Source organism: Arthrobacter sp. CDRTa11 (genome assembly GCF_026427775.1).
Lineage (GTDB): Bacteria > Actinomycetota > Actinomycetes > Actinomycetales > Micrococcaceae > Arthrobacter.
This window is the reverse complement of the sequence record NZ_CP044532.1, coordinates 4,665,416-4,686,336: the sequence shown is the minus strand read 5'-3', so window position 1 is coordinate 4,686,336 and position 20,921 is coordinate 4,665,416. Positions and strand designations below refer to the sequence as shown.

Genomic DNA, 20,921 nt, shown 5'->3' with positions numbered 1-20,921 from the left:
CCTGAGTCGCGCCTTCCCACAGGATTGTCGAAATCCTTGGTCCTCCTTGAGGGGATATTGAGCAACCCTCGGGACACTCGAAGTGAAGGTTCAACGGCCAAAGGTCGGCTTGCGGGAGGACGGTGCAGGAGCATATGCGGAGAATTCGAACCGGGTGGAGGCTGGTGGCCGTTGTGCTGTGGCTTTGGGAACTGATGGTGCTTCTGAGGCAGCGCCACTACCCTCAGCGAACCTTTCACTACTTGAAGCATTCATGGCGGATCCGTTTGCTTTCGCGTGCCCTGGCCAAAGCCCTGGGGGACTCCAGGGAGGCCTCGAGCTGGCCCGGCGACAGGCTGGCTGTGGGGATCGAATTCTCGGAGAAAGTGGAGCGGCTCACCCGTCTTGTCAACCGCGAAAACGAAGTCCATGGCCGTGTGGTGGCGCTCCTGAAGTAGCCACCCGGCAACGACCCGGCCCATACCGGCCAGCGGCTCTCGCCAAGGCCGCAAAGTACGCTGCGGTGACCCACATACTGTCGGGGACTACGTTCCTCGGCGGCCTTTTCCATGCCACACTTGGGGACAATCGAGCGGCTGGGGATTACAGGGTCAGGAGATTGCCATGCTGCTTATCGGGTGGGGCTACCTGATTGCAGGCCTTATGACGGTGGATGGGCTTCTTCTGGCCCTCTGGCTAATGGACATGGACTGGCGCAGGCGCTGGGAAAAAATTGCACGACTCTGGAAGAAAATAGTGCGGCACTGAAGAAGCGCGGCGTCAGTGCAGGTCCAGGCGCATCAGCACCCGCGGGAAGCCGTTAAGCACCGACTCTGTATCGGCGGCCTTGACGAACCCGGCCCGTTCAAAGAGCTGGCGGGTGCCCACGTAGGCCATGGTGAGGTCCACCTTTTTACCGTTGTTGTCCACCGGGTACCCCTCGATGGCAGGTGCGCCGTACGCGCGGGCCATGGCGACGGCGCCCTCCAGCAGGTGATGGGAGATGCCCTTGCCGCGGTGCCCGGGCCGGACCCGGATGCACCACACGGACCAGACGTCGAGCTCATCCACATGCGGGATCTTGCGGTTGCGGGCAAAACTGGTGTCCGCGCGCGGGTGGACTGCCGCCCAGCCCACCACGTCGTCGCCGTCGTACGCGAGGACGCCGGGCGGCGGATCCTGCGCCACCAGCTCCTTCACCAAGTCCCCGCGGGCCGGGCCCTGCAGCTCCAGGTTCTGTTTGGAAGGGATGCGGTAGCTCAGGCACCAGCACACATTGGCGTCGGGCCGCTTGGGTCCCACCACCGCCTTCAGGTCTTCAAACTCCGTGGCCGGCCGGATTTCTATCCCCATGCGGCAATCCTGTCACCGGCGCAGGACGCCCACAACGCTACCGGGGCGATTCTGGGCGGCTTTTGGTTGAGCTCCTTACTGTCGTAACCGTCGGATACGAGCGTTGAGGAGTCCTGGTCATGGCGCGGGTTCTGAGCAGTTCATCTCTTTGTGAGACGGCCCATTAGCCCTTTTACCCGCAGGGTGTTGACTAGCCTTATGACGCTAAACCGAAACCCGATTGTTGATTCGTTCCTTGAGACGCTGGTTCATCCCATGAAGCCATCGATTGAACACCTGCGGTTGGCTGTTCTGGACGCCGATGATGCAATAACCGAGCAGATAAAATGGAAGGCACCGAGTTTCTGCTTCAATTCCGTTGATCGGGTCACGTTTAACCTGCGGCCGCTGCATCACATTCAGCTGATTTTTCACCGCGGCGCCAAGGCCATCGAGGACGACATGCATTTTGATGCCCCGAAATGGAGTGGTCTGTTGGAAATGATCGGCCAAGACCGCGGCCAAGTAATCTTTCCAGATGCGCAGGCCGCGATGGCTCGCGAGCAGGAATTCGTCGAGCTTGTCCGGGAATGGGTCCGGGCCTAGATACAAACCGAACCCTGACGGGACTGCTTGTGGTAGCCGAAGCCTTGAAACTTAGTTCGCGTAATGAATTTCAGGGATAGCATCCCTCTCATAACACCAAGACTGCTTTCTTGAAGCAGCAGTTTCCCCCCGCCTGCCCAGTGCTGGAAGTCCTTGGATTTGTAGCTATTGGCGGTCGCGTCTGCCGCTCAAAACGCGAGCCAAGGTGTGGCAGGCAAAGGTTGCCGGCAGCAAGAGGACGCCGCCGAGCACGTATGGGTACGGGCCTTCGATCAGCGATCCATTTGCCCGCAACACGCGGCGGGCATGAAGGCTATAGGGGAGCATGACGGCAATAGCTGTTACTACGCCAGTCGAGTATCCTCTCAGGCGGAAGCTGGCGGCGATGTGAGTGTAAACATGGCCGTGCAGCCCAGCCAGGACGTATTGAAAAAACGGACTGCGCCCGTTGGTAGCCGCACCATGGACGGCGGCTCCTGCCACAAGTGTGCCCATCAATAGGATGGCAAGCGCCGATTCCTTGGTGCTTGTACGAACGTGGTTGGCCAAGGCAACGGCTGGGGCCCACTGCGTTCGCTCCAGCTGCGTTGCAAGGACTTCCGAGGTGGCAGGCATAGTCGCCATTTCCTCAAGGTCATGAATTGCCCACGCGACGAAAAGCCCCCCCGCCACGCAGGCAGGGTTACCGGTAGAGGACTTACTCACGTCCTAACCCTAGTGGTGCCGGTAAAGCGGCGTTCAGGCAGGGCAGCGGTTTGCGGAACACAGGGCAACATCTAGCGCCGCGAAAATGCAGCCAGGGATCGCTGCGATTCACACCTCATTCACGCTCCCGGTGGTCCCCCCTCTGCCCCTTGGCGCAGCAGAGGCCCATCCGAAAAGGATCGGACGGGCCTCTGTCAGGGAGCAGGCACATCAGCTGTAGGTGCAGGACCCCGTGCTGTGGTTGTAGCCGCCGGTGCCGTTCGCTTCCACGAGGTTGGTATCGAGGACACAGGTCAACCCGTCAGCGAAGGACAGGACATCAGACCCATCAACCCTTGCCACCTGGGGGTCAAAGTAGATGGTCCCGTCTGGAACTTCAACCCTCGACGAGTAGACGTAGACGTACCTGCGCGTCCCGTCACTTGTGTAGGAGCCGTCAGGGTACGTGGTGCTGGTTGAATACTCGCGGTAACCCTGGAGCACGCTGATGCCGGACGGCGCATGGACTTCGATCCGGCGCTCCGTCATCGAGAGGCATGACGTCATGTCAGGTGCCAGTTCCGTGCACGTATCGCGGACGGTGATTTTGGTGCCTTCGGTGCTGGCCGCCTGGGCCGGGCTGATGGCCGTGGCCATCAATGCCGCTACTGCCGCCCCGCAGGCCGAGAGTCGGAGCATGGTTTTTGCAGGCATAGGAGTTCCCCCGTTTTCACTGCGGCCCCAGCGGCCGCTCCCGTGATCTTACTGGGTCCTTCCGACAGGACTTATACGGCCCACTAAGACGCCCGTCCAGGCGCCCGCCTAGATGCCCGCCTAGACGCCCAGCGCTTCCTTGAGCGCAGCGACGTGGCCCTCGGCCTTGACCTGGTACTGGGTCAGAGTGACCTTACCCTCGGGGTCAAGGACCACGGTGGAGCGGACGATTCCTTCGGTGATTTCGCCGTTGACCAGCTTTTCACCCCAGGCGCCGTAGGCGAGGGCCACCCGGTGATCCTCGTCCGAGAGCAGCGGGAAGGTCAGGCCAAAGTCTCCTGTGAAGCTGGCCAGCTTTTCCGGGGCGTCGGGTGAGATGCCGATGACTTCATAACCGGAGCCCTGCAGGGATGCCAAGCTGTCACGGAAGTCGCAGGCTTCAGTGGTGCAGCCGGGGGTGGCCGCTGCCGGGTAGAAGTAAACAATGACGTGTTTGCCGCGGTAGGCGGCCAGGGACGTGGTGTTGCCCTTGGCGTCTTTCAGGGAGAAATCAGGGGCCTGGGTTCCGGGCTGAAGCTTGGTGGTCAGTGTGGGGCTCATGGCAATCCTTCGCGAGACTCTGGCATTAGAGGCAAAACAACAAGTGAAGCGGCTTCCCGCTCTAGCAACAACTCCGGCGTCATATGCAGTATTCCGCCGGTCCGCGAATGGTGGCACACGGACCTTGGATAAACCTGTATCCGCGGCCCCGCACGGTGGTGACGGCATGGCCTGCATTTCCGAGCTTCCGGCGCAGCCTCCCCACATACACGTCAATGGCCCGGAGTGAAGCGCCAGGGGTATCAAAAGAGTCAAGGAACCGCTGAAGTTCTGTTCTGTCAACAGCGCGCGAACAGTTCTGGGCAAGGTAGCGAAGCAGCTGGAATTCCACGCCGGACAATGGAACCTCCCGGCCGTCCAGCAGGACCTGGCAGGCAGCCAGATCAACAGCCATCCGGCTGACAGCACCGCGCGACGGCGGAAGCCGGGTGCCGCCGTCGGCCACCACAGTCATGCTGCCGCCCTCAGACCCCGCCGCGGCGGATGAGCTTGCCGGTGGGGGTTTTGCCGTCCACCCGGTTCCCGCGCAGGAACGTCTGACGGACCACACCGGAGAGCGCTTTACCGTCGTACGGGGTGATGGGGTTTTTGTGCTTGAGCTTGGAGGCGTCCACCACGAACGCCTCGTCCGGCGCAAAGACCGCAAAGTCGGCGTCGTAGCCCAGCGCCAGCTGGCCCTTGGTGGAAAGCCGGGCCAGGGCGGCCGGCTTCTCGGCCATCCAGCTGACCACCTGCTCCAGCGGAATGCCGCGGTGCCGGGCCTCGGTCCAGACCAGCGACAGGCCCAACTGGAGCGAAGAAACGCCGCCCCAGGCCACGGCGAAGTCACCGTTCTCCAGGTCCTTTAAGTCCAGCGTGGAGGGGGAGTGGTCCGAGACGATGCAGTCGATTGTCCCGTCCTGCAGGCCCTGCCACAGCAGCTCCCGGTTGGACGCCTCACGGATGGGCGGGCAGCACTTATAGGCGGTGGCGCCGTTGGGGATCTCCTCCGCCACCAGAGTGAGGTAGTGCGGGCACGTCTCAACGGTGAGGCGGACGCCGTCGCGCTTTGCGGTGGCGATCATGGGCAGCGCGTCCGACGACGACAGGTGCAGGATGTGCGCCCGCGCACCCGTCCAGCGGGCCCGCTCAATGACTTCGGCGATGGCCTTGTTCTCCGCGCCGCGGGGACGGGAGGCCAGGAAGGTTGAGTACTGGTCGCCGCCCGGGTGGGGTGCGTGGTCGATGGCGTGCGAATCCTCGGCGTGGACAATCATGAGTGAATCGAAGGACTTCAGCTCGGCCATGTCCTCCTCCATCTCGTCCGCGTCCAGGTGCGGGAACTCGTCCACGCCGGAGTGCAGCAGGAAGCATTTGAAGCCGAACACACCCTCATCGTGCAGGGGGCGGAGGTCAGGCTTGTTGCCCGGGATGGCACCGCCCCAGAACCCGACGTCCACAAAGGCCTGGTCCTCGGCGACCTCGCGCTTGAGCTTGAGGCCTGCCACCGTGGTGGTGGGCGGGATGGAATTCAGCGGCATGTCGATGATGGTGGTGACGCCGCCGGCTGCCGCGGCACGGGTGGCGGACGCGAAGCCCTCCCACTCGGTGCGGCCGGGCTCGTTCACGTGGACGTGGGTGTCCACCAGGCCCGGAAGCAGGGTTTCGTCGTCGGCAAGTTCGATGATCTCGGTGCCGTCCAGCCCGTTGCCCAGCGGCTCGATAGCAACGATCCTGCCGCCGCGGACGCCCACCTCCCGGGCCGCGATGCCGGCCGTGGTGAGGATCCGCTGGCCCCGGATGACGAGGTCAAAGCGCTCTTCAGACATGGAGGTCCTCCTTACTGCGAGCGGGCCGTGGCAGCCTGTTGGCCGCCAGCTGTCCGCCGATCTGCTTGCCCAGCTGCTCCAGAAGCTTTCCCGCCTCTGCTATGCACCTGTCTACATTGCTTTCAAGCCCAGTCAAAGCGTAAACATCCTGGAACCCGGCTTCCACCAGCTGTCCGCGGTCAAGGGTGGTACGGCCGCATACGGCAATTACGGGCACGCCGGCTGCCGCGGCCGCCCTGGCCACGCCCGTCGGGGTTTTGCCCAGCAGGCTTTGTTCGTCCAGGCTGCCTTCCCCGGTGATGACAAGATCCGCGCCCTCCATCCGCCGCGCCAGTTGGGTGAATTCAAGCACGACGTCGATGCCCGGCCGGCGGCTTGCGGCCAGGGCCGCTATTGCAGCGAAGCCCACGCCACCTGCCGCCCCGGCGCCTGGGGCCTCCGCGGCTTTGATGGCGCGGATCCCGATTTCCCTGGCCAGGACTTCGACGAACCTGGCCAGGGCGGCGTCGAGGAGCTCGACGTCCTGTGGTGTTGCGCCCTTTTGGGGCCCAAATACGGCGGCGGCGCCCTGGGCGCCCAGCAGGGGATTGTCGACGTCGGACGCCAGCACAAAGCGGGCGTCCACCAGGCGGGGTTCAAAGTGCGTGAAGTCGATGCTGTGCAGGTTGGCCAGCGCAGCGCCGCCCGGCGGGAGTTCGTTGTTCGTTGCGTCCAGGAACCTGGCGCCGAGCCCCTGCAGAAGCCCCGCGCCGCCGTCGGTATTCGCACTGCCCCCAACACCCAACACGATGCGCCGGCAGCCGGCGTCCAGTGCGGCACGGATCAGCTGCCCGGTGCCCAGGCTGGTGGCGGTGGTGGCCGCCGTCGAGCCTGGCCGTCCGTCAACCAGAACCCCTGCGGGGAGGAGCGCCAGGCCCGAGGCAGCCGCCATCTCAATGACCGCCTCGTGGCCGCGGACGGCGAAATCCGCCTCGATCACTTGGCCGGTGGGCCCGCTGACAGTGGCGATCCGGCGGGTGAAGCCGGAGCCGACGGCGGCGTCGAGGGTGCCCTCGCCGCCGTCAGCCACTGGAATGCCGACGACGTCAAGGTTCCCGCCAGAAGCCAGCTGCAGTCCCCTTTCCAGGTGCCTGCACACGTCCGGTGCCGAGAGTGATCCCTTGAACTTGTCCGGTGCAATCACGATCCGCATGTCAGGCCTGCAGCGCCAAGATGGCGGTGGGCGCGTCCGCGGCCGTCTCGGCCAGTTCTTCGAACTCGTTGATGGCGTTGATTTCCACACCCATGGAGATGTTGGTGACCTTTTCCAGGATCACCTCCACCACCACGGGAACCTGGAACTCGCCCATCAGGGCCTTGGCCTTGTCGAACGCGGCGGCGAGGTCGTTGGGGTCCTCCACGCGGACGGCCTTGCAGCCCAGGCCTTCGGCCACCTTGAGGTGGTCCACGCCGTAGCCGCGGGTGGTTTCGGACAGGTCCGCGCTGTTGATGTTCTCGAACGCCAGGGACACGTTCTGCTCCATGCTGAAGCCGCGCTGCGACTGGCGGATCAGGCCCAGGTAGGAGTTGTTCACCACCACGTGGATGTACGGCAGGTTGAATTGCGCGCCCACGGCCAGTTCTTCGATCATGAACTGGAAATCGTAGTCGCCGGAGAGGGCAACCACCGTCTCGTCAGGCTTGCCGCGCACGACGCCGAGGGCTGCCGGGGCGGTCCAGCCCAGGGGCCCTGCCTGGCCGGCGTTGATCCACTTGCGCGGGCCAAACACGTGCAGCATTTGGGCGCCGGCGATTTGGGACAGGCCGATGGTGGACACGTAGATGGTGTCGCGGCCGAAGGACTTGTTCATCTCCTCGTACACGCGCTGCGGCTTGATGGGGATGTTCTCGAAGTGGGTCTTGCGGTGCAGGGAGGCCTTTCGCTCCTGGCACTCGGCAACCCAGCCGGAGTAGTCCGGCAGGGACCCTGCCGCCTTGCGCTCGCGGGCGAGCTCAATCAGCCCGGCCAGCGCCGCACCGGCGTCGGACGCGATGCCCAAGTCCGGCGAGAACACCCGGCCGATCTGCGTGGGTTCGATGTCGATGTGCACAAACTTCCGGCCGGCCGTGTAGGTGTCCAGGCCGCCGGTGTGGCGGTTGGCCCAGCGGTTGCCGATGCCGATGACGAAGTCGCTGCGCAGGTAGTTCTCGTTGCCGTAGCGGTGGCTGGTCTGCAGGCCCACCATACCGGCCATCAGCTGGTGGTCGTCCGGGATGGTGCCCCAGCCCATCAGTGTGGGGATCACCGGAACGTTGAGGGTCTCGGCCAGTTCCACCAGCTGCGCGGACGCACCGGCGTTGATGATGCCGCCGCCGGCCACGATCAGCGGGCGCTCGCCGGCAGTCAGCATGTCCAGGGCCTTTTCCAACTGCTTGCGGGAGGCCTTCGGCTTCTCGGCGGGCAGCGGCTCGTAGGTGTTGATGTCGAATTCGATCTCGGCCAGCTGCACGTCGATGGGCAGGTCCAGGAGCACGGGGCCGGGGCGGCCGGAACGCATCAGCTGGAAGGCCTTCTGGAACGCGCCGGGAACCTGGCCGGGCTCTAGGACGGTCATGGCCATCTTGGTGACCGGTTTGGCGATGGACTCAATGTCCACGGCCTGGAAGTCTTCCTTGTGCAGCTTGGCCACGGGTGCCTGGCCGGTGATGCAGAGCATGGGGATGGAGTCGGCCCACGCAGCGTAAAGCCCGGTGATCATGTCGGTGCCGGCGGGTCCGGACGTGCCGATGCAGATGCCGATGTTGCCGTCCTTGGCGCGGCTGAAGCCGTCGGCCATGTGGCTGGCGCCCTCAACGTGGCGGGCCAGGGTGTGGCGGATGCCGCCGTGGGCGCGCATGGCCGAATAGAAGGGGTTGATGGCGGCGCCTGGCAGGCCGAACGCCTCGATGGCGCCTTCCTTTTCCAGGATGGCCACCGCTGCATCAACGGTACGCATCTTGCTCATGGTGTGCTCCTACTAAGTCTGGTGGGGAAGTCTGTTTTTGGGTGTGCCGAAGCGAGTTTTTGTCCAGATACGGCGAGATAAAGGGCGTTTTGGTCGCCGTATCTGGACAAAAACTCTTGGGGGCGGGAGGGGGCTAGTTGCGGCCGCTGAGCTGGAGGACCTGTTTGAAGAGTCCTGAGTGGTCCAGTGCGCCGTCGCCCTGGTTGACGGTGGCGGCGACGAGCTGTGCGACGACGGCGCCGAGGGGGACGGCGACGTTGGCTTCGCGGGCGGCTGAGGTGACGATGCCCAGGTCTTTGTGGTGGAGGGCCAGGCGGAAGCCGGGGTCGAAGTTGCGGTCGAGCATCTTCTGGCCCTTCTGGTCCAGGACCTTGGAGCCGGCCAGGCCGCCGCCGAGGACCTTGAGGGCGGCATCGGTGTCCACGCCGTAGGCCTCGAGGAAAGCGATCGCCTCGCCGAGGACTTCGATGTTGACCGCGACGATCAGCTGGTTGGCTGCCTTGACGGTCTGGCCGGAGCCGGAGGGGCCCACGTGGACGATGGTTTTGCCGACGGCGGTCAGGACCTCCGAGGCTGCGTCGAAGTCTTCCTTGTCGCCGCCGACCATGATGGAGAGGGCGGCGTCGATGGCGCCCTGTTCGCCGCCGCTGACGGGTGCGTCGAGGGGGCGGATGCCGGCTTCGCGGGCCTGGTCGGAGAGGCGCTTGGCGACGTCGGGGCGGATGCTGGACGCGTCGATCCAGAGCGCGCCCTTCTTGGCGTTGGCGAAGACACCGTCGTCGCCGCTGACCACGCCTTCAACATCGGGGGAGTCCGGCACCATGGTGATGACGACGTCGGCGTCCTTGACGGCGTCCGCGATGCCGGTGGCGCCCTTGCCGCCTTCGGAGACGAGCTTGTCGATCCTGTCCTGGCTGCGGTTGAAGCCGGTGACGGTGTGGCCGGCCTTGACGAGGTTGATGGCCATGGGCAGGCCCATGATTCCGAGTCCGATAACTGCAACGTTGCTCATGATGGTTCTCTTTCTGAAGTCTGTGAGGCCGGCTTTTTAGCGCGGTTGTGCTATTAGCGCGTGGCGCGCTGGCGGATGGCCCAGTTGAAGGCGGTTTCCTGCGGTTCCTTGTATTCAAGGCCGATGTAGCCGTTGTAGCCGAGTTCGCGGCTGCGGGCGATCCATTCGCCGAGGGGAAGCTCGCCGGTTCCGGGAGCCCCGCGGCCGGGGTTGTCGGCGATCTGGATGTGGCCGAAGTCCTTGGCGTGGTTTTCGATGACGGATTCCACGTCGTCGCCGTTGACTGCCAGGTGGTAGAAGTCGGCGAGCAGCTTGACGTTGGTTGCGCCGGATTCGGCCTTCACGCGGGCGATAACCCTGAGCGCGTCATCAGCCGTGAGGAGGGGATACCTGGGTGCGCCGCTGACCGGTTCCAGAAGGACAGTGCCGCCGATCCGCGCGACGCCGGCTGCCGCCGTCGCGAGGTTTTCCGCGCCAATGGCGTCCTGCTTCTCGGGCGATTCACCGTCGATCCTGTTGCCGTAAAGGGCGTTGAAGGCCTTGCAACCGAGCCGCTCACCGATGCCGGCCACAACGTCGATGTTGTCCAGGAATTCGGTGGAACGTTCCGGCCAGGAGACAAGGCCGCGGTCGCCGCCGGGCATGTTGCCGGCGTTGAAGTTCAGTCCGGTGAGCTGGACGCCGGCGTCGTTGATGGCGTTTTCAAACCCGTTTATCTGGGCGTCGGTGGGGACGGACGTGTCGAACGGCCACCAGAACTCGACGGCGTCAAAGCCGGCTGCCTTCGCGGCGGCGGGGCGCTGGAGCAGGGGCAGCTCCGTCAGCAGGATGGAGCAGTTCACTGTGTACGTCATGGGGTGGTCCTTCCGGGTGGGCTTTTCTCCAGATCCCTAAGCTTCAGCGTCCGCTGCTTTCCGCTTTGTGGAATTTAGATTCTGCTTTATGAAAAGTGTAGGGAAGGAAGGGCGGACCAGTCAAGGGGGCAGGCTTTGCTCACAGGCAACCGGGCAGACCGAAGAGCAGGCTAAACCCTCGCTATCCGGTCTATATCTTCGAAGAAGTCCCTGGCCACGACTTCAGTGATGGTGGCGCGGGTTCCGTCGATCGCCTGAAGGTAGGCCTCCGTCGTCAGTGCCGGTTCTCCGGAGTTGGCCGGGGCCTGCACTGCCTGCTCAAGTGCTTGCTGGGATGCTTTTCTGGCGGCGAACTCGATGTCCGCAGGGGAGAAGCGTTCGCTCGCCTGAGCCAGCGCGTCGAGGTTGATCCGGGGCGAGATGGCAGGGGGGATGTAGCGGTTCCAGATGGCTAACCGCGCGGTGAGATCGGGCGGGCCGATGGGGATCACATAATCGAAGCGGCCATGGCGCAGGAAGGCCTTGTCCAGGGAGCGGATAAAGTTCGTCGCGCAGATCAGCAATCTGCCTTCCTTCTCCCTGAAGGCCGGAATGATTTTCAACAGTTCGTTGGTGACTCCCTGCAGTGATGACGCGTCACCTTTACGGGCAGAGGCTATCTCCTCCACCTCGTCGATGAACACCACTGCGTGCTCAAGCTGGCCAATGTCCAGGAACACTTGTCGTAGAGCCCCGGCGAGGCCCCGGGGATCGGAGGCAAGCCGTGAGGGGAATACCTCCACGAAAGGCCAGTCCAGGCGGGACGCGACGGCCTTGGCAAACGTCGTTTTACCCGTGCCGGGAGGACCAAACAGGACTACGGAACGCGGCGGAATGACACCCAGGGACTTTGCGAGTTCGGTCCGGGCCAATGGCAGGATCAGGCGCTGTTCGATCAGGTCCTTTTCGTGTTGCATGCCCGCGAGGGCGTTCCACAGTCCATGCGGGAGGAGACGGCCTCCCAGTTGGCTCAAGGGTTTGATTTCCCGGGGCTGAAGCGGGACGGTTCTCTCAAAATAATGCAGGTCCTCCTCTACCCGGTATTCGCTGTTCCTGAAAGCCTCAATCCGCGTCTCGGAGGCCGGGAGAAGCGCTGAAATCCTTCGTATCCCCTGGCTGGTGAGCCTGCCTTCAATTCCGGCGAGGAGTGCGCTTCCCAGTCCCTGCTGCCGCCAATCCATGGCCTGGGCGAGCATGACTATCCACGCCCGGTCGTCCTGTATTTTGCAGGCTGCCGCCCCCACAACCCGCCCCTCGTTCACGGCTACCGCTGCCACCCCGTTAGAGCAGGCATCAATAATCTCCGCCAGGCTGTAGACCGGACGCACCCCCTCGATCCTGGACTCCTGCCAGACGCCAATGAGCTGGTCCAGATCGTCAGGATGGAAATCGCGGATGTGCCAGGGCTGCATGGCTGCCGTGGTTTTCGTTGCCCGGGTCATATCCGTCGTGGAATTCATTGGTGCGTCGCATTCGCTCGGAGGGAAAGGGGGCGGGCGGCGCGAACCTGACTCACGCCGTCGTGGTCTGTTCAGTATGGAACGTCCCCAACATAAGCAAAAGCAATGAAAACTGACGCGTAAGGATTAGAAAACCTGATGAAAGACTCAGCCTGCAGCCAGCCGGCATGACGACGAAAACAGGGTCTTCCTGACATCTTGCTCTGGTGGGACGATGCCAGTATGAGCGAGAAACAGCACCAGAATCCGCCGGAACCAAGCCACCATGTGGAGGGCTACGCCGGTTCATCAACCACCCAGCAGATGCGCACCGTGGGCCAGCGCCGGCGGGATGCAGAGGAGAAACTGGAGCACCATTTAGAGGAAGCGCGGCACAAGGAGCCCAGGCACGACGACGACGCTGCCCAGAAGGAAAGCACCGGGAAGGAAACCGAAAACACGAGCAGGGAACGGGATGACGCCGTCGAAAGTCCCGACGTCGCTGCTATTCAAAACGATGATGCGCTGACGGCAGCAGACCGCGTGGATTTGATCGCCAACCAGATTGTTCCCGAGCCCGGGGACAAGGGGGAAAAGCCGGGGACCTCCGGCAAGCCTTGATCCGTGTCATGGAGATGGAATAACGCGTTGGTAGGTTCCGTCAACGCGGAGTGCTTCAGCGTCGCCAAGAAGGACAAGATCGAAGCGGTCCCGGTAGGTTTCCACCGTTTGGGTGATGATTCCAGGCGGGAAGAAAGGCATTTTGCCATCCGCATGCGGTATGACTACAGATCCGATCAGCCCAAGGCCCTGATAGTCCGACAGGTCCGGCGCATCTGATGACGGCGTCCACATCTTCAGGGACCGCAGCTACCTCAGCGGACGAGGAAGTGGCAAGGGCAAGATCCACCACGTCGTAGCCGAACTCATGGATCCGAGCCCTTTCCTCTGTGGCGAAGGGAAGGTCAAGCATCGCGCCGGCGGCGTCCGCAATGTAGGCGAGCTTTAGAGGGTCGGCGCCGGAGGCGACCACATCCCTGAGGAAGCCAGGGATGGCTCCGGCACCAGAGGAGAGGAGAAGAAGGGAAGGCACGTTTCTACGGTAACGCCCCTGCACGAAGCAAAAACGAGCTAGCGGCACCTCCATCGGTGGCAGGGCCCGCATCAATGTGCCATGGATCGTGCCGGCGGGCGGTGGTACCTTGGCTCTCATATTTGCGTTCCCGAACGGCGATCTACAGGAGGGCCGCGTCATGACGGAATCCAATGTTGGGCCTGGGTTGGATGTCGTGGACATCCTCACCGCTGACCACCAGGAAATGGTTGACCTGTTCAGCCAAATCGAGGGCACCCCGGACGCTGAGCAGCGCAAGGACTTGGCGGACACCCTGATTGCTGAAGTGATGCGCCATGCTGTCGCCGAGGAGATGTACGTCTACCCCGCGATGGAAAAGCATATTCCGAATGGTGCTGAGGAGGTGGAGCATGACAAGAAGGAACATGCCGAGATCGTTCGGCTGATGAAGCGGATAGAAGGCGTCGATCCCGCTGAGCCGACGTTCATGGAGTTGGTTGGGCAACTGGAGGCACTGTTGCGCCACCATGCGAACGATGAAGAATCCGAACAGTTCCCGAAACTCCGGACTCATATCCCTGCCGAGAAACTCGTTGAAATGGGCGAAAAGGTGCAGAAGGCCAAGAAGCTGGCACCCACCAGGCCGCACCCCAGCGCTCCCCACTCGGAACTTTTCCACAAGACCGTCGGGCCGGGCGTGGGAATGGTTGACCGGCTCTTGGACAAGCTCACAGGAAGACATACCGACTAGCTGGACCACTAAATGCGGAGGGAGCGCGAGTCGCTGTCAGCGGATGCGCCTCGGCACTGTACAGTTGATGCCGTAGCCCGGAATGTCCCCCAATGTTCCGGGCTACACCTTTGTCCGGGGCATGCAGGTCTGCGACCTCTCCTGACGCTCCCTTGGCCCATTGACTTCAGGGGCCGGATGGATACGGTGGTAGATACATCTTCACCACTTAACGTCCGTGTGGTTCCGCGTCCACGGGACCACAACACCAGGGCCCGCCCCACATTGCTTTGCGCCCCCGCAGTGCTTTGCGTCGGCGGCCCGCGCCCTTCCTTGGTCTCGCCCCCAGGCATCCCGCACCCCTATTTCATAGGCAGCGTCTCAAAAATGGCCGCAAACTTTGTTAGAGCTTTGGCAGTGAAATCCTTTGATATTCCGGACAAGAAACGGTGTCCAGACAAGGCCGAGTTCGACTTGGTCACTGTGGACGACTATTCCGTGGCCCGGCTGATCCTGGCTCCGGGCTGGCGCTGGTCCACGTCCGTCAAACCCACCGAGATGACCGAGTTCTGCGAGCATAACCACCTCGGATACTGCGTCTCCGGCTCGCTGGAAATTGAAACGTCAGAGGGCGTCCGCTCAACCATCCATGCGAACGACACGTACGCCCTTCCGCCCGGCCACGACGAATGGGTTGTGGGCAGCGAACCTTTTGTCGCCGTCGAATTCCTGGGTGCCGCCTCATTCGGCAGGCCCCGGAGCCACGGACTGCATGCCCTGACCTAAGGTTGGCTCAAAATTCCGTTTTACGGTTAAACATTTCCGCATAGCGGATGTAGCTTTCCGGAAACACATGCTCTCTAGCGTTGCTGGTGACATCCGGCGCACACAGTGCCGTCCCCTCAGCGATAGGCAGCACATGATTCCCGTCCCCGCGCCCAGCAAAGTCCCACAGCCGGTCGAAACAGGTACAACCGGCAGGAAACCGCTGTACAAGTCCCTCTTCGCCCAGATCCTGGTGGCCGTTGTGGCCGGCATCCTGATCGGACATTTCTGGCCGGACCTCGGGTCCGGCCTGCGGCCGCTGGGAGACGGGTTCATCCAGCTGATCAAGATGATCATCGCACCACTGATCTTCCTGGTGATCGTCACGGGCATCGCGGCCGTGGGGGACGTGAAGGCGGTAGGGCGAGTGGGCGTGAAGGCGCTGATCTACTTCACGGCGGCCACCCTCTTCGCGCTGGTGTTTGGACTTGTGGTGGGCAACATCGTGCAGCCGGGTGCGGGCCTGAACATTGATCCGGCGTCGCTCTCCCAGGACGCCCTCAACGCCAAGACGGCCACCGCGCCGCCCAAGGACGCCGGCCAGTTCCTCCTGGGCATCATCCCCACCAGTGTGGTGGGGGCGTTCGCCTCCAACACCCTGCTGCAGGTGCTTTGCTTCTCGGTGTTCTTCGGCGCCGCGATCGTTGTGGTGGGCCGGGAGCGCTGCCTGCCGGTGGTCACCCTCCTGGAAACCGTCCTTGAACTGTTTTTCAAGATCATGACCTGGGTCATGCGGGTTGCCCCCATCGGTGCATTCGGCGCGATGGCCTTTATCATCGGCCAATACGGCCTGGGCTCGCTCAGCACCTACGCGCTCCTGATTGCGGCCTGCTACGGTGCTGCGATCGTGTTCATCGGGCTGCTCTTCATTGTGGCGTGGGTGTATCCGCGGGTGCCGCTGTGGCAGTTCATCAAGTACTCCCGGGAAGAATTCCTGCTGGCCCTGGGGACCGCCTCCACGGAGTCCGTCCTGCCGCGCATCATGACCAAACTGACCAACGCCGGGTGCTCCCGGGCCACCACCGGCCTGGTTGTCCCCACCGGATACTCGTTCAACCTGGACGGTGCCGCCCTTTACCTGTCCATTTCGCTGCTCTTCCTGGCCCAGGCCTTTGGGCACCAGCTGGACCTCGGGCAGCAGCTGGTTGCCCTGGGCATCCTGATGCTCACGTCCAAGGGTATGGCGGGGGTCCCCGGGTCTGCCTTCCTGGCACTTTCCGCCACCGCCGGGGCATTGGGCATTTTCCCGGTGGCGGGTGTTGCCCTGCTGCTCGGCGCCGACCGCCTCATGGACTCCATGCGCGTCTCCGTCAACCTGCTGGGCAACTGCGTGGCCACGTTCGTGGTGGCCAAATGGGAGGGGCAGTTCGACCGCGAGGCCATGCTCCGGGCGTTCCGCGGGGAACTGCCAGCGGAGGAACTGGCGGCGGATGCCGCCGAACTGGAGCCCGCCGTCGGCTCTTCAGTAACGCACGCAGTAACGGAAAACGCGGAAACGCACGACGGCGGGCCCTCCGCAGCGCCGGACAGCGTTCCCGTTCCGGCACGCTAGTTGCCGCCGTACCAACTAGCGGGGCTGAGGTGAGGCAGTAACGGCACTGAGGCTATTGACGATACCCGCCAGCCGGGCAACCAGCTGGGCTGGCGGGACGTTGGCGTCAACTTCCACAAAGTCTACATATTCGGGCAGCGAGCGGTAGGCGTTCTGGAAGGCCACCAAATCTGCCAGCGACTCCACATCGGTGCCGCGGGCCACGATCCGCCGGTGTGCCAGTTCCGGTTCGATGTCCAGGTGGATCACAGCATCGGGTGACGGGAGGGCCGAGAGCAGCCAGGGGAGCAGGCGGCCACGCGGCAGGTCCTTGGTCTCCTTCAGCGCCAGCTGGCAGTACAGGTGGCGGTCCATCACCACCAGTCCGTCAAACCTGCCGGCCCTGGCGTGGGAGACCAGAACATTCACTATGCGGAAGGTTGTTTCGACGGCGTCGGCCAGCCGCGCGGGAAGCCGGAGGCCCAGCTTGGCGCTGAGCACGGACATGCTCCGCCGCCCGGCGTGGTTGCTCAGCAGCAGTGCATTCCTGCCCCCGGCACGGGCAGCGGACACCAGGGCGTCGGCGGCCGTTGATTTTCCCGAACCGTCGATTCCCGTCAGAACAATAAGCATCTGGCCTCCTTTCGCCACCGGTTAAACGGCGGGCGTTGCCGGATTGTGCCGCTATCGGCCGCCTTGAGGCGGACCTCACACCTTACCTGTAGCCCGGCAGAACGTAGGCTGGAATCCTCCCGGGAACCTCCGGGGCCGACAAAGCGCAGTTTTCCCAGGTGAAAGGCAGCCATGACCACTTCAAGCGAAGAGCCGCAGAACTCCGCAGACCTCCGCGGCCCCGGCGATCCGGACCACGCAGCGGAGCCGAAGGGCGGACAGCAGCCCAAGCCGGAGGCGGGAACGGCCACAAACATCCGTGAGGAGCAACAGACTCAGGCGCCAGGGACGGTGCCGGCGTCGTACGTGGGCAGCGGCGGCCAGGCTGGCCAAACTGCAGAACCAAAACCGGAAGAGGCTGCCGACGAATCGGGAATGTGGGACGACCAGGCCTAGTTGTTCCCGTCCGCCCCGTCCCGAAAGAGGAGCACCGTTGATCACCCGCAACGACGTGGACCAGGCAGCAGCCAGGATCGCTGGACTGACCCGGCAAACACCCATCCTGGAAGCCGATTCCGGCACCTATCCCGGACCGCTCTGGTTCAAATGTGAATTTATGCAGCATACCGGGACGTTCAAGGCGCGTGGGGCACTCAACCGCATCCTGGCCACCAAGGAGCGCGGGGAGCTCAAGCCCGATGTTGGCGTGGTGGTGGCTTCCGGCGGAAACGCCGGCCTGGCCAACGCTTATGCCGCCGCCCAGCTCGGAGTCCCCGCCACGGTCTTCGTTCCTGAGACCGCCCCTGCCGTTAAAGTGAAGAAGCTCGAAGCGACCGGTGCCATGGTCATCCAGGCCGGTGTCGAGTATGCCGTGGCCTATGAAGCCGCCGTGAGGCATGCCGCCGAAACCGGAGCGGTCTACTGCCATGCCTACGACCAGCCGGAGATCGTCGCCGGTGCGGGGACAGTGGGACTGGAACTTCTTGAACAGCTCGACGGCGTGGACACAGTCCTGGTGGCGGTGGGCGGCGGCGGGCTGATGGCTGGGATAGCTGCCGCCGTTGAAGGCCGCGCCAGGGTGGTGGCAGTGGAACCGGAAACCGCGCCCACCCTGCACTCCGCGCTCGCCGCCGGGGCACCGGTGGACGTTGCAGTGTCCGGCATCGCCGCCGATTCCCTGGGCGCCCGGCGCATCGGCGAGATCGCGTATGCGGTGGCGGTCCGCGCCGGCGTCGAAAGCGTTCTAGTGTCCGACGCCGATATCGTCGCCGCCCGCTCGGAACTGTGGGGCCAGTACCGCCTGGTGGTGGAACATGGTGCCGCCGCGGCTTTTGCCGCCCTGCACTCCGGCGCTTACGTGCCCGGCGCAGGGGAGCGGGTGGTGGTGGTCCTCTGCGGGGCCAACACCGATCCCGCCACATTGTGAGGCGCTGACCGCCGCCGCGCACGGCTGTTTCCCTTCGCCTGCAGGGCCCAAAAAAATGAAGAAGGAAAAGGTCTTGCGCTAGGCCGTAACGGCTGTCACACTTTTATCGATACGCGTCGACGATACGCATCGACGACGCAAGCGTCCGGTCCCCGAAAGCGTACAGCGCAGGCGATGACCACGCCCGAAGCCCGTGGAGGAAGGAAACGCAGTGCCGACAAGCAAGGACGTTGCCGCCGTTGCGGGCGTTTCCCAGAGCACTGTCTCCTACGTCATGAGCGGGAAGCGGCCCATCTCGGAAAAGACCCGGCTGCGGGTGGAGGCCGCCATTGAGCAGCTGACGTACCGGCCGAACGCAGGGGCCCGTGCCCTGGCCAGCCGCAAGTCCCAGGTGATCGGCCTGGTTATTCCCCTCACACCGGAATCCCACTTTGGGTCCCTGATGGAGTTCATCGCGGTGATCGCGGCCACCGCCCGGCGCCACGATCACGACGTCCTGCTGGTGACGGATGAGGAGGGCAACCAGGGCCTGGAGCGGGTGGTGGGGCAGCAGCTCTGTGACGGGTTGATCCTGATGCAGGTCCACGCGGAAGACGAGCGGATTCCCGTGGTCCGGAAGCTGCGGGTACCGGTGGTGTTCATCGGCATCCCGAATGACTCCGCCGGGCTCAACTGCATCGATGCGGACTTCGCAAGGGCGGGCGAACTCTGCGTCGAGGAGATGTCACAGGCGGGGCATACCAGCGGAGTCATTATCGGCTGGCGCACCCAGCTGGTGGGAAGCAAGCTGAACTATGTGGACAGATTCCTTGGGGGTGCGAAAGGGGCCGCCCAGGGGCTGGGCGTGACACTTGACCATCTTCCGGCCAGCACTGACCGCAGAAGTATTGAAGCCGCCGTTGATGCCTGCGTTGCCGGCTCTGACGGAAGGCCGGCGTTTATATCTCCGGACATGACCACCCTGGAACTCCTTCCCCGGATCCTTCGTGAAAAGGGCCTGGAGCCGGGCAGGGATGCATCGGTCATCGGGGTTGGCGCCGTTTCGGAGGCCTTGGTTGAACTCCAGGAATCCACCATCCTGGACATCCAGCCCAGGCTGGTGTCCCAACGCGCCGTTGAGATCCTCTTCAACCTCATGAATGCAGACAACCCTGATGCGGGCGGAACGCTCGAACTGATACCACCGCTGGTAACCCACCGGCATGGCACTGCGGGGCATTCAGCCACTGCCCCCCAATCCACAGGCTAGGACAGGGTCGCGGTCCGGCTCATCCATACTTTGAAACCGGATGCACCATCTAGAAATGCACCATCTAAAAATGTGCATCGTCGATACGCATCGATGATCGCGTTTCCCACAAGTCACACCCTGCAGTTCCCTCCAAGAAATGAATAACCGCGGCGCAGCCCCGGTCCGTCAGAAAAGGATCTGATAATGAAGTCAGCTTTCGTCAGCACCAAAGCCGCCGCGCTCGCCGTCACGGCACTCGCGGGGATACCCCTGGTTCTCTCCGGCTGTGGTGCGAGTCCTGCACCAGGTGGCGGGGCGGTATCGGAAATTACCGTTGTGGACTACTACAACAACGAGCCGGACAAGTCGGTCATCGGCAACACCCTGGAGGCCTGTGGTTCCCAGTCCGGCGTGAGCATCAAGCGCGAAACCATCCCGGGCAAGTCCCTGATCGCCAAGGTGCTGCAGCAGGCATCCTCAAAGACCCTGCCTGATGTCCTGATGCTGGACAACCCCGACCTTCAGCAGATTGCCGGCACCGGCGCCCTGGCACCCCTGAGCGATTTCAAGATCAGCACCGACGGCTATCCGGAGGGAATCCTCAGCGCCGGAACGTACAAGGACAAGGTGTACGGCCTGGCCCCCACGGTGAACACGATCGCCCTTTTCTACAACAAGGACGTTCTGGCCCAGGCCGGAGTGACCCCGCCCAAGACCTGGGAGGAGCTGAAGTCAGCGGCGGCAAAGCTCACCTCCGGTGACCAGTACGGGCTCGCTTTCAACGCCAACGCGACCTACGAGGGCACCTGGCAGTTCCTTCCCTTTATGTGGTCCAACGGCGGCGACGAGAAAAACATTGACACCTCCGAAACCGCCGAGGCACTCCAGCTTTGGACCGATCTTGTGGATAGCGGCTCAGTGTCCTCATCGGCGTTGAACTGGACCCAGGCGGACGTTAATGACCAGTTCGTTGCAGGGAAGGCTGCCATGATGGTCAACGGCCCATGGCAGATTCCGGTGCTGGAAAAGCAGGCATCCCTTCAGTACGGGGTGGTTAACATCCCGGTCAAGGATGCCAGCAAGACGGCGGTCGGGCCGCTGGGCGGAGAAGTGTGGACCGTGCCGCAGACCGGCAACAAGGACAAGCAGGCAAAGGCCGCGGAAATCGTGGCCTGCATGAACAGCGATGAAAACCAGCTGGCCATGGCGAAGGCCCGCAACACCATTCCTTCCAAGACCGCGGTTGCCGAACAATTCGCGGCCGAGAACCCGAAGCTGGCTTCATTTGCCGATCTGGTCAAGGACGCGCGGGCCAGGACCGGCCAGCTCGGTGAGGACTGGCCCGCCCAGGCCACCAAGATCTACACGGCCATCCAGACCGCACTGACTGATAAGGCCACCCCCGCTGACGCCCTCAAGCAAGCCCAGGAAGGTTAAGGG

Annotated in this window: 24 protein-coding genes; 11 read left to right on the top strand and 13 right to left on the bottom strand. The window is 63.4% G+C overall.

Features of this window, described 5'->3' with window-relative positions; genetic code table 11:
- Positions 1–242 precede the first annotated feature (242 nt).
- Together F8G81_RS21325 and F8G81_RS21320 are read left to right on the top strand one after the other, a co-directional pair.
- Positions 243–437 (top strand): hypothetical protein, encoded by a 195-nt coding sequence (locus F8G81_RS21325; RefSeq protein WP_267276621.1) that lies wholly within the window; start codon positions 243–245, stop codon positions 435–437.
- 166 nt (positions 438–603) lie between these two features.
- A complete protein-coding gene (locus F8G81_RS21320) occupies positions 604–747 on the top strand; it encodes a hypothetical protein (RefSeq protein WP_267276620.1) in 144 nt (47 codons plus the stop codon).
- Between the two features lie 12 nt (positions 748–759).
- Here the strand turns inward: F8G81_RS21320 and F8G81_RS21315 are convergent, their stop codons facing one another.
- Positions 760–1,332: a GNAT family N-acetyltransferase gene (locus tag F8G81_RS21315; RefSeq protein ID WP_267276619.1), complete on the bottom strand. Its 573-nt coding sequence runs from the start codon at positions 1,330–1,332 to the stop codon at positions 760–762.
- Positions 1,333–1,530: 198 nt separating this feature from the next.
- On the opposite strand from F8G81_RS21315, the gene F8G81_RS21310 reads away from it, so the two are divergent.
- The gene (locus F8G81_RS21310; protein WP_267276618.1) at positions 1,531–1,917 is read left to right on the top strand and encodes a DUF1801 domain-containing protein; all 387 of its coding nucleotides are present in this window, start codon (positions 1,531–1,533) and stop codon (positions 1,915–1,917) included.
- A gap of 165 nt (positions 1,918–2,082) precedes the next feature.
- Here the strand turns inward: F8G81_RS21310 and F8G81_RS23640 are convergent, their stop codons facing one another.
- The 10 genes from F8G81_RS23640 to F8G81_RS21265 all read right to left on the bottom strand — a co-directional run bounded on the left by F8G81_RS23640 (position 2,083) and on the right by F8G81_RS21265 (position 12,024).
- Entirely contained in the window at positions 2,083–2,532 is a 450-nt protein-coding gene (locus F8G81_RS23640) for an HXXEE domain-containing protein (protein WP_416377154.1), read from the bottom strand.
- A gap of 300 nt (positions 2,533–2,832) precedes the next feature.
- Positions 2,833–3,315 (bottom strand): hypothetical protein, encoded by a 483-nt coding sequence (locus F8G81_RS21305; RefSeq protein WP_267276617.1) that lies wholly within the window; start codon positions 3,313–3,315, stop codon positions 2,833–2,835.
- A 120-nt stretch (positions 3,316–3,435) separates the two neighbouring features.
- On the bottom strand, positions 3,436–3,915 hold the full coding sequence (gene bcp / locus F8G81_RS21300; RefSeq protein ID WP_267276616.1) for a thioredoxin-dependent thiol peroxidase: 480 nt from the start codon (positions 3,913–3,915) through the stop codon (positions 3,436–3,438).
- A gap of 79 nt (positions 3,916–3,994) precedes the next feature.
- Positions 3,995–4,369, bottom strand: a complete 375-nt coding sequence (locus F8G81_RS21295; protein ID WP_416377075.1) for a winged helix-turn-helix domain-containing protein — start codon at positions 4,367–4,369, stop codon at positions 3,995–3,997.
- Between the two features lie 10 nt (positions 4,370–4,379).
- Complete coding sequence (allB, locus tag F8G81_RS21290) at positions 4,380–5,723, bottom strand: allantoinase AllB (RefSeq protein ID WP_267276615.1); 1,344 nt, start codon at positions 5,721–5,723, stop codon at positions 4,380–4,382.
- Positions 5,716–6,915, bottom strand: a complete 1,200-nt coding sequence (locus F8G81_RS21285) for a glycerate kinase (RefSeq protein ID WP_267276614.1) — start codon at positions 6,913–6,915, stop codon at positions 5,716–5,718. The genes allB and F8G81_RS21285 overlap by 8 nt, the downstream gene beginning before the upstream one ends.
- Before the next feature lies 1 nt (position 6,916).
- On the bottom strand, positions 6,917–8,707 hold the full coding sequence (gcl, locus tag F8G81_RS21280; protein WP_267276613.1) for a glyoxylate carboligase: 1,791 nt from the start codon (positions 8,705–8,707) through the stop codon (positions 6,917–6,919).
- A 133-nt stretch (positions 8,708–8,840) separates the two neighbouring features.
- Positions 8,841–9,719, bottom strand: coding sequence for a 2-hydroxy-3-oxopropionate reductase (locus F8G81_RS21275; protein WP_267276612.1), 879 nt, complete (start codon positions 9,717–9,719; stop codon positions 8,841–8,843).
- 53 nt (positions 9,720–9,772) lie between these two features.
- The gene (locus F8G81_RS21270; RefSeq protein WP_267276611.1) at positions 9,773–10,573 is read right to left on the bottom strand and encodes a hydroxypyruvate isomerase family protein; all 801 of its coding nucleotides are present in this window, start codon (positions 10,571–10,573) and stop codon (positions 9,773–9,775) included.
- 170 nt (positions 10,574–10,743) lie between these two features.
- A complete protein-coding gene (locus F8G81_RS21265) occupies positions 10,744–12,024 on the bottom strand; it encodes an ATP-binding protein (RefSeq protein WP_267279320.1) in 1,281 nt (426 codons plus the stop codon).
- A gap of 270 nt (positions 12,025–12,294) precedes the next feature.
- Here F8G81_RS21265 and F8G81_RS21260 point away from each other — a divergent pair, with 270 nt between their 5' ends.
- Entirely contained in the window at positions 12,295–12,672 is a 378-nt protein-coding gene (locus tag F8G81_RS21260; protein WP_267276610.1) for a hypothetical protein, read from the top strand.
- Positions 12,673–12,678: 6 nt separating this feature from the next.
- Here F8G81_RS21260 and F8G81_RS21255 read toward each other — a convergent pair whose 3' ends face one another.
- Positions 12,679–12,813, bottom strand: coding sequence for a hypothetical protein (locus tag F8G81_RS21255; protein WP_267276609.1), 135 nt, complete (start codon positions 12,811–12,813; stop codon positions 12,679–12,681).
- 491 nt (positions 12,814–13,304) lie between these two features.
- Between F8G81_RS21255 and F8G81_RS21250 the strand changes: the two genes are divergently transcribed.
- The 3 genes from F8G81_RS21250 (at position 13,305) to F8G81_RS21240 (ending at position 16,233) form a co-directional block, all read left to right on the top strand.
- Positions 13,305–13,877, top strand: coding sequence for a hemerythrin domain-containing protein (locus tag F8G81_RS21250; protein ID WP_267276608.1), 573 nt, complete (start codon positions 13,305–13,307; stop codon positions 13,875–13,877).
- A 366-nt stretch (positions 13,878–14,243) separates the two neighbouring features.
- The gene (locus tag F8G81_RS21245; RefSeq protein WP_267276607.1) at positions 14,244–14,642 is read left to right on the top strand and encodes a cupin domain-containing protein; all 399 of its coding nucleotides are present in this window, start codon (positions 14,244–14,246) and stop codon (positions 14,640–14,642) included.
- Between the two features lie 133 nt (positions 14,643–14,775).
- On the top strand, positions 14,776–16,233 hold the full coding sequence (locus tag F8G81_RS21240; RefSeq protein WP_267276606.1) for a cation:dicarboxylate symporter family transporter: 1,458 nt from the start codon (positions 14,776–14,778) through the stop codon (positions 16,231–16,233).
- Positions 16,234–16,248: 15 nt separating this feature from the next.
- Here the strand turns inward: F8G81_RS21240 and F8G81_RS21235 are convergent, their stop codons facing one another.
- Complete coding sequence (locus F8G81_RS21235) at positions 16,249–16,845, bottom strand: thymidylate kinase (protein WP_267276605.1); 597 nt, start codon at positions 16,843–16,845, stop codon at positions 16,249–16,251.
- Between the two features lie 171 nt (positions 16,846–17,016).
- On the opposite strand from F8G81_RS21235, the gene F8G81_RS21230 reads away from it, so the two are divergent.
- The 4 genes from F8G81_RS21230 to F8G81_RS21215 all read left to right on the top strand — a co-directional run bounded on the left by F8G81_RS21230 (position 17,017) and on the right by F8G81_RS21215 (position 20,918).
- Positions 17,017–17,280 (top strand): hypothetical protein, encoded by a 264-nt coding sequence (locus F8G81_RS21230; RefSeq protein ID WP_267276604.1) that lies wholly within the window; start codon positions 17,017–17,019, stop codon positions 17,278–17,280.
- 37 nt (positions 17,281–17,317) lie between these two features.
- Positions 17,318–18,250: a threonine/serine dehydratase gene (locus tag F8G81_RS21225; protein WP_267276603.1), complete on the top strand. Its 933-nt coding sequence runs from the start codon at positions 17,318–17,320 to the stop codon at positions 18,248–18,250.
- 211 nt (positions 18,251–18,461) lie between these two features.
- Complete coding sequence (locus F8G81_RS21220; protein WP_267276602.1) at positions 18,462–19,499, top strand: LacI family DNA-binding transcriptional regulator; 1,038 nt, start codon at positions 18,462–18,464, stop codon at positions 19,497–19,499.
- 186 nt (positions 19,500–19,685) lie between these two features.
- Entirely contained in the window at positions 19,686–20,918 is a 1,233-nt protein-coding gene (locus F8G81_RS21215; protein ID WP_267276601.1) for a sugar ABC transporter substrate-binding protein, read from the top strand.
- Positions 20,919–20,921 lie beyond the last annotated feature (3 nt).

What these genes read in the sequence shown, in the direction of transcription:
- F8G81_RS21320 (WP_267276620.1), top strand. Translation starts at nt 604, where the DNA reads ATGCTGCTTATCGGGTGGGGCTACCTGATTGCAGGCCTTATGACGGTG.
- F8G81_RS21315 (WP_267276619.1), bottom strand. Translation starts at nt 1,332, where the DNA reads ATGGGGATAGAAATCCGGCCGGCCACGGAGTTTGAAGACCTGAAGGCG.
- F8G81_RS21310 (WP_267276618.1), top strand. Translation starts at nt 1,531, where the DNA reads ATGACGCTAAACCGAAACCCGATTGTTGATTCGTTCCTTGAGACGCTG.
- F8G81_RS23640 (WP_416377154.1), bottom strand. Translation starts at nt 2,532, where the DNA reads ATGCCTGCCACCTCGGAAGTCCTTGCAACGCAGCTGGAGCGAACGCAG.
- F8G81_RS21305 (WP_267276617.1), bottom strand. Translation starts at nt 3,315, where the DNA reads ATGCCTGCAAAAACCATGCTCCGACTCTCGGCCTGCGGGGCGGCAGTA.
- bcp (WP_267276616.1), bottom strand. Translation starts at nt 3,915, where the DNA reads ATGAGCCCCACACTGACCACCAAGCTTCAGCCCGGAACCCAGGCCCCT.
- F8G81_RS21295 (WP_416377075.1), bottom strand. Translation starts at nt 4,369, where the DNA reads ATGACTGTGGTGGCCGACGGCGGCACCCGGCTTCCGCCGTCGCGCGGT.
- allB (WP_267276615.1), bottom strand. Translation starts at nt 5,723, where the DNA reads ATGTCTGAAGAGCGCTTTGACCTCGTCATCCGGGGCCAGCGGATCCTC.
- F8G81_RS21285 (WP_267276614.1), bottom strand. Translation starts at nt 6,915, where the DNA reads ATGCGGATCGTGATTGCACCGGACAAGTTCAAGGGATCACTCTCGGCA.
- gcl (WP_267276613.1), bottom strand. Translation starts at nt 8,707, where the DNA reads ATGAGCAAGATGCGTACCGTTGATGCAGCGGTGGCCATCCTGGAAAAG.
- F8G81_RS21275 (WP_267276612.1), bottom strand. Translation starts at nt 9,719, where the DNA reads ATGAGCAACGTTGCAGTTATCGGACTCGGAATCATGGGCCTGCCCATG.
- F8G81_RS21270 (WP_267276611.1), bottom strand. Translation starts at nt 10,573, where the DNA reads ATGACGTACACAGTGAACTGCTCCATCCTGCTGACGGAGCTGCCCCTG.
- F8G81_RS21265 (WP_267279320.1), bottom strand. Translation starts at nt 12,024, where the DNA reads ATGCAGCCCTGGCACATCCGCGATTTCCATCCTGACGATCTGGACCAG.
- F8G81_RS21260 (WP_267276610.1), top strand. Translation starts at nt 12,295, where the DNA reads ATGAGCGAGAAACAGCACCAGAATCCGCCGGAACCAAGCCACCATGTG.
- F8G81_RS21255 (WP_267276609.1), bottom strand. Translation starts at nt 12,813, where the DNA reads ATGCCTTTCTTCCCGCCTGGAATCATCACCCAAACGGTGGAAACCTAC.
- F8G81_RS21250 (WP_267276608.1), top strand. Translation starts at nt 13,305, where the DNA reads ATGACGGAATCCAATGTTGGGCCTGGGTTGGATGTCGTGGACATCCTC.
- F8G81_RS21245 (WP_267276607.1), top strand. Translation starts at nt 14,244, where the DNA reads ATGGCCGCAAACTTTGTTAGAGCTTTGGCAGTGAAATCCTTTGATATT.
- F8G81_RS21240 (WP_267276606.1), top strand. Translation starts at nt 14,776, where the DNA reads ATGATTCCCGTCCCCGCGCCCAGCAAAGTCCCACAGCCGGTCGAAACA.
- F8G81_RS21235 (WP_267276605.1), bottom strand. Translation starts at nt 16,845, where the DNA reads ATGCTTATTGTTCTGACGGGAATCGACGGTTCGGGAAAATCAACGGCC.
- F8G81_RS21230 (WP_267276604.1), top strand. Translation starts at nt 17,017, where the DNA reads ATGACCACTTCAAGCGAAGAGCCGCAGAACTCCGCAGACCTCCGCGGC.
- F8G81_RS21215 (WP_267276601.1), top strand. Translation starts at nt 19,686, where the DNA reads ATGAAGTCAGCTTTCGTCAGCACCAAAGCCGCCGCGCTCGCCGTCACG.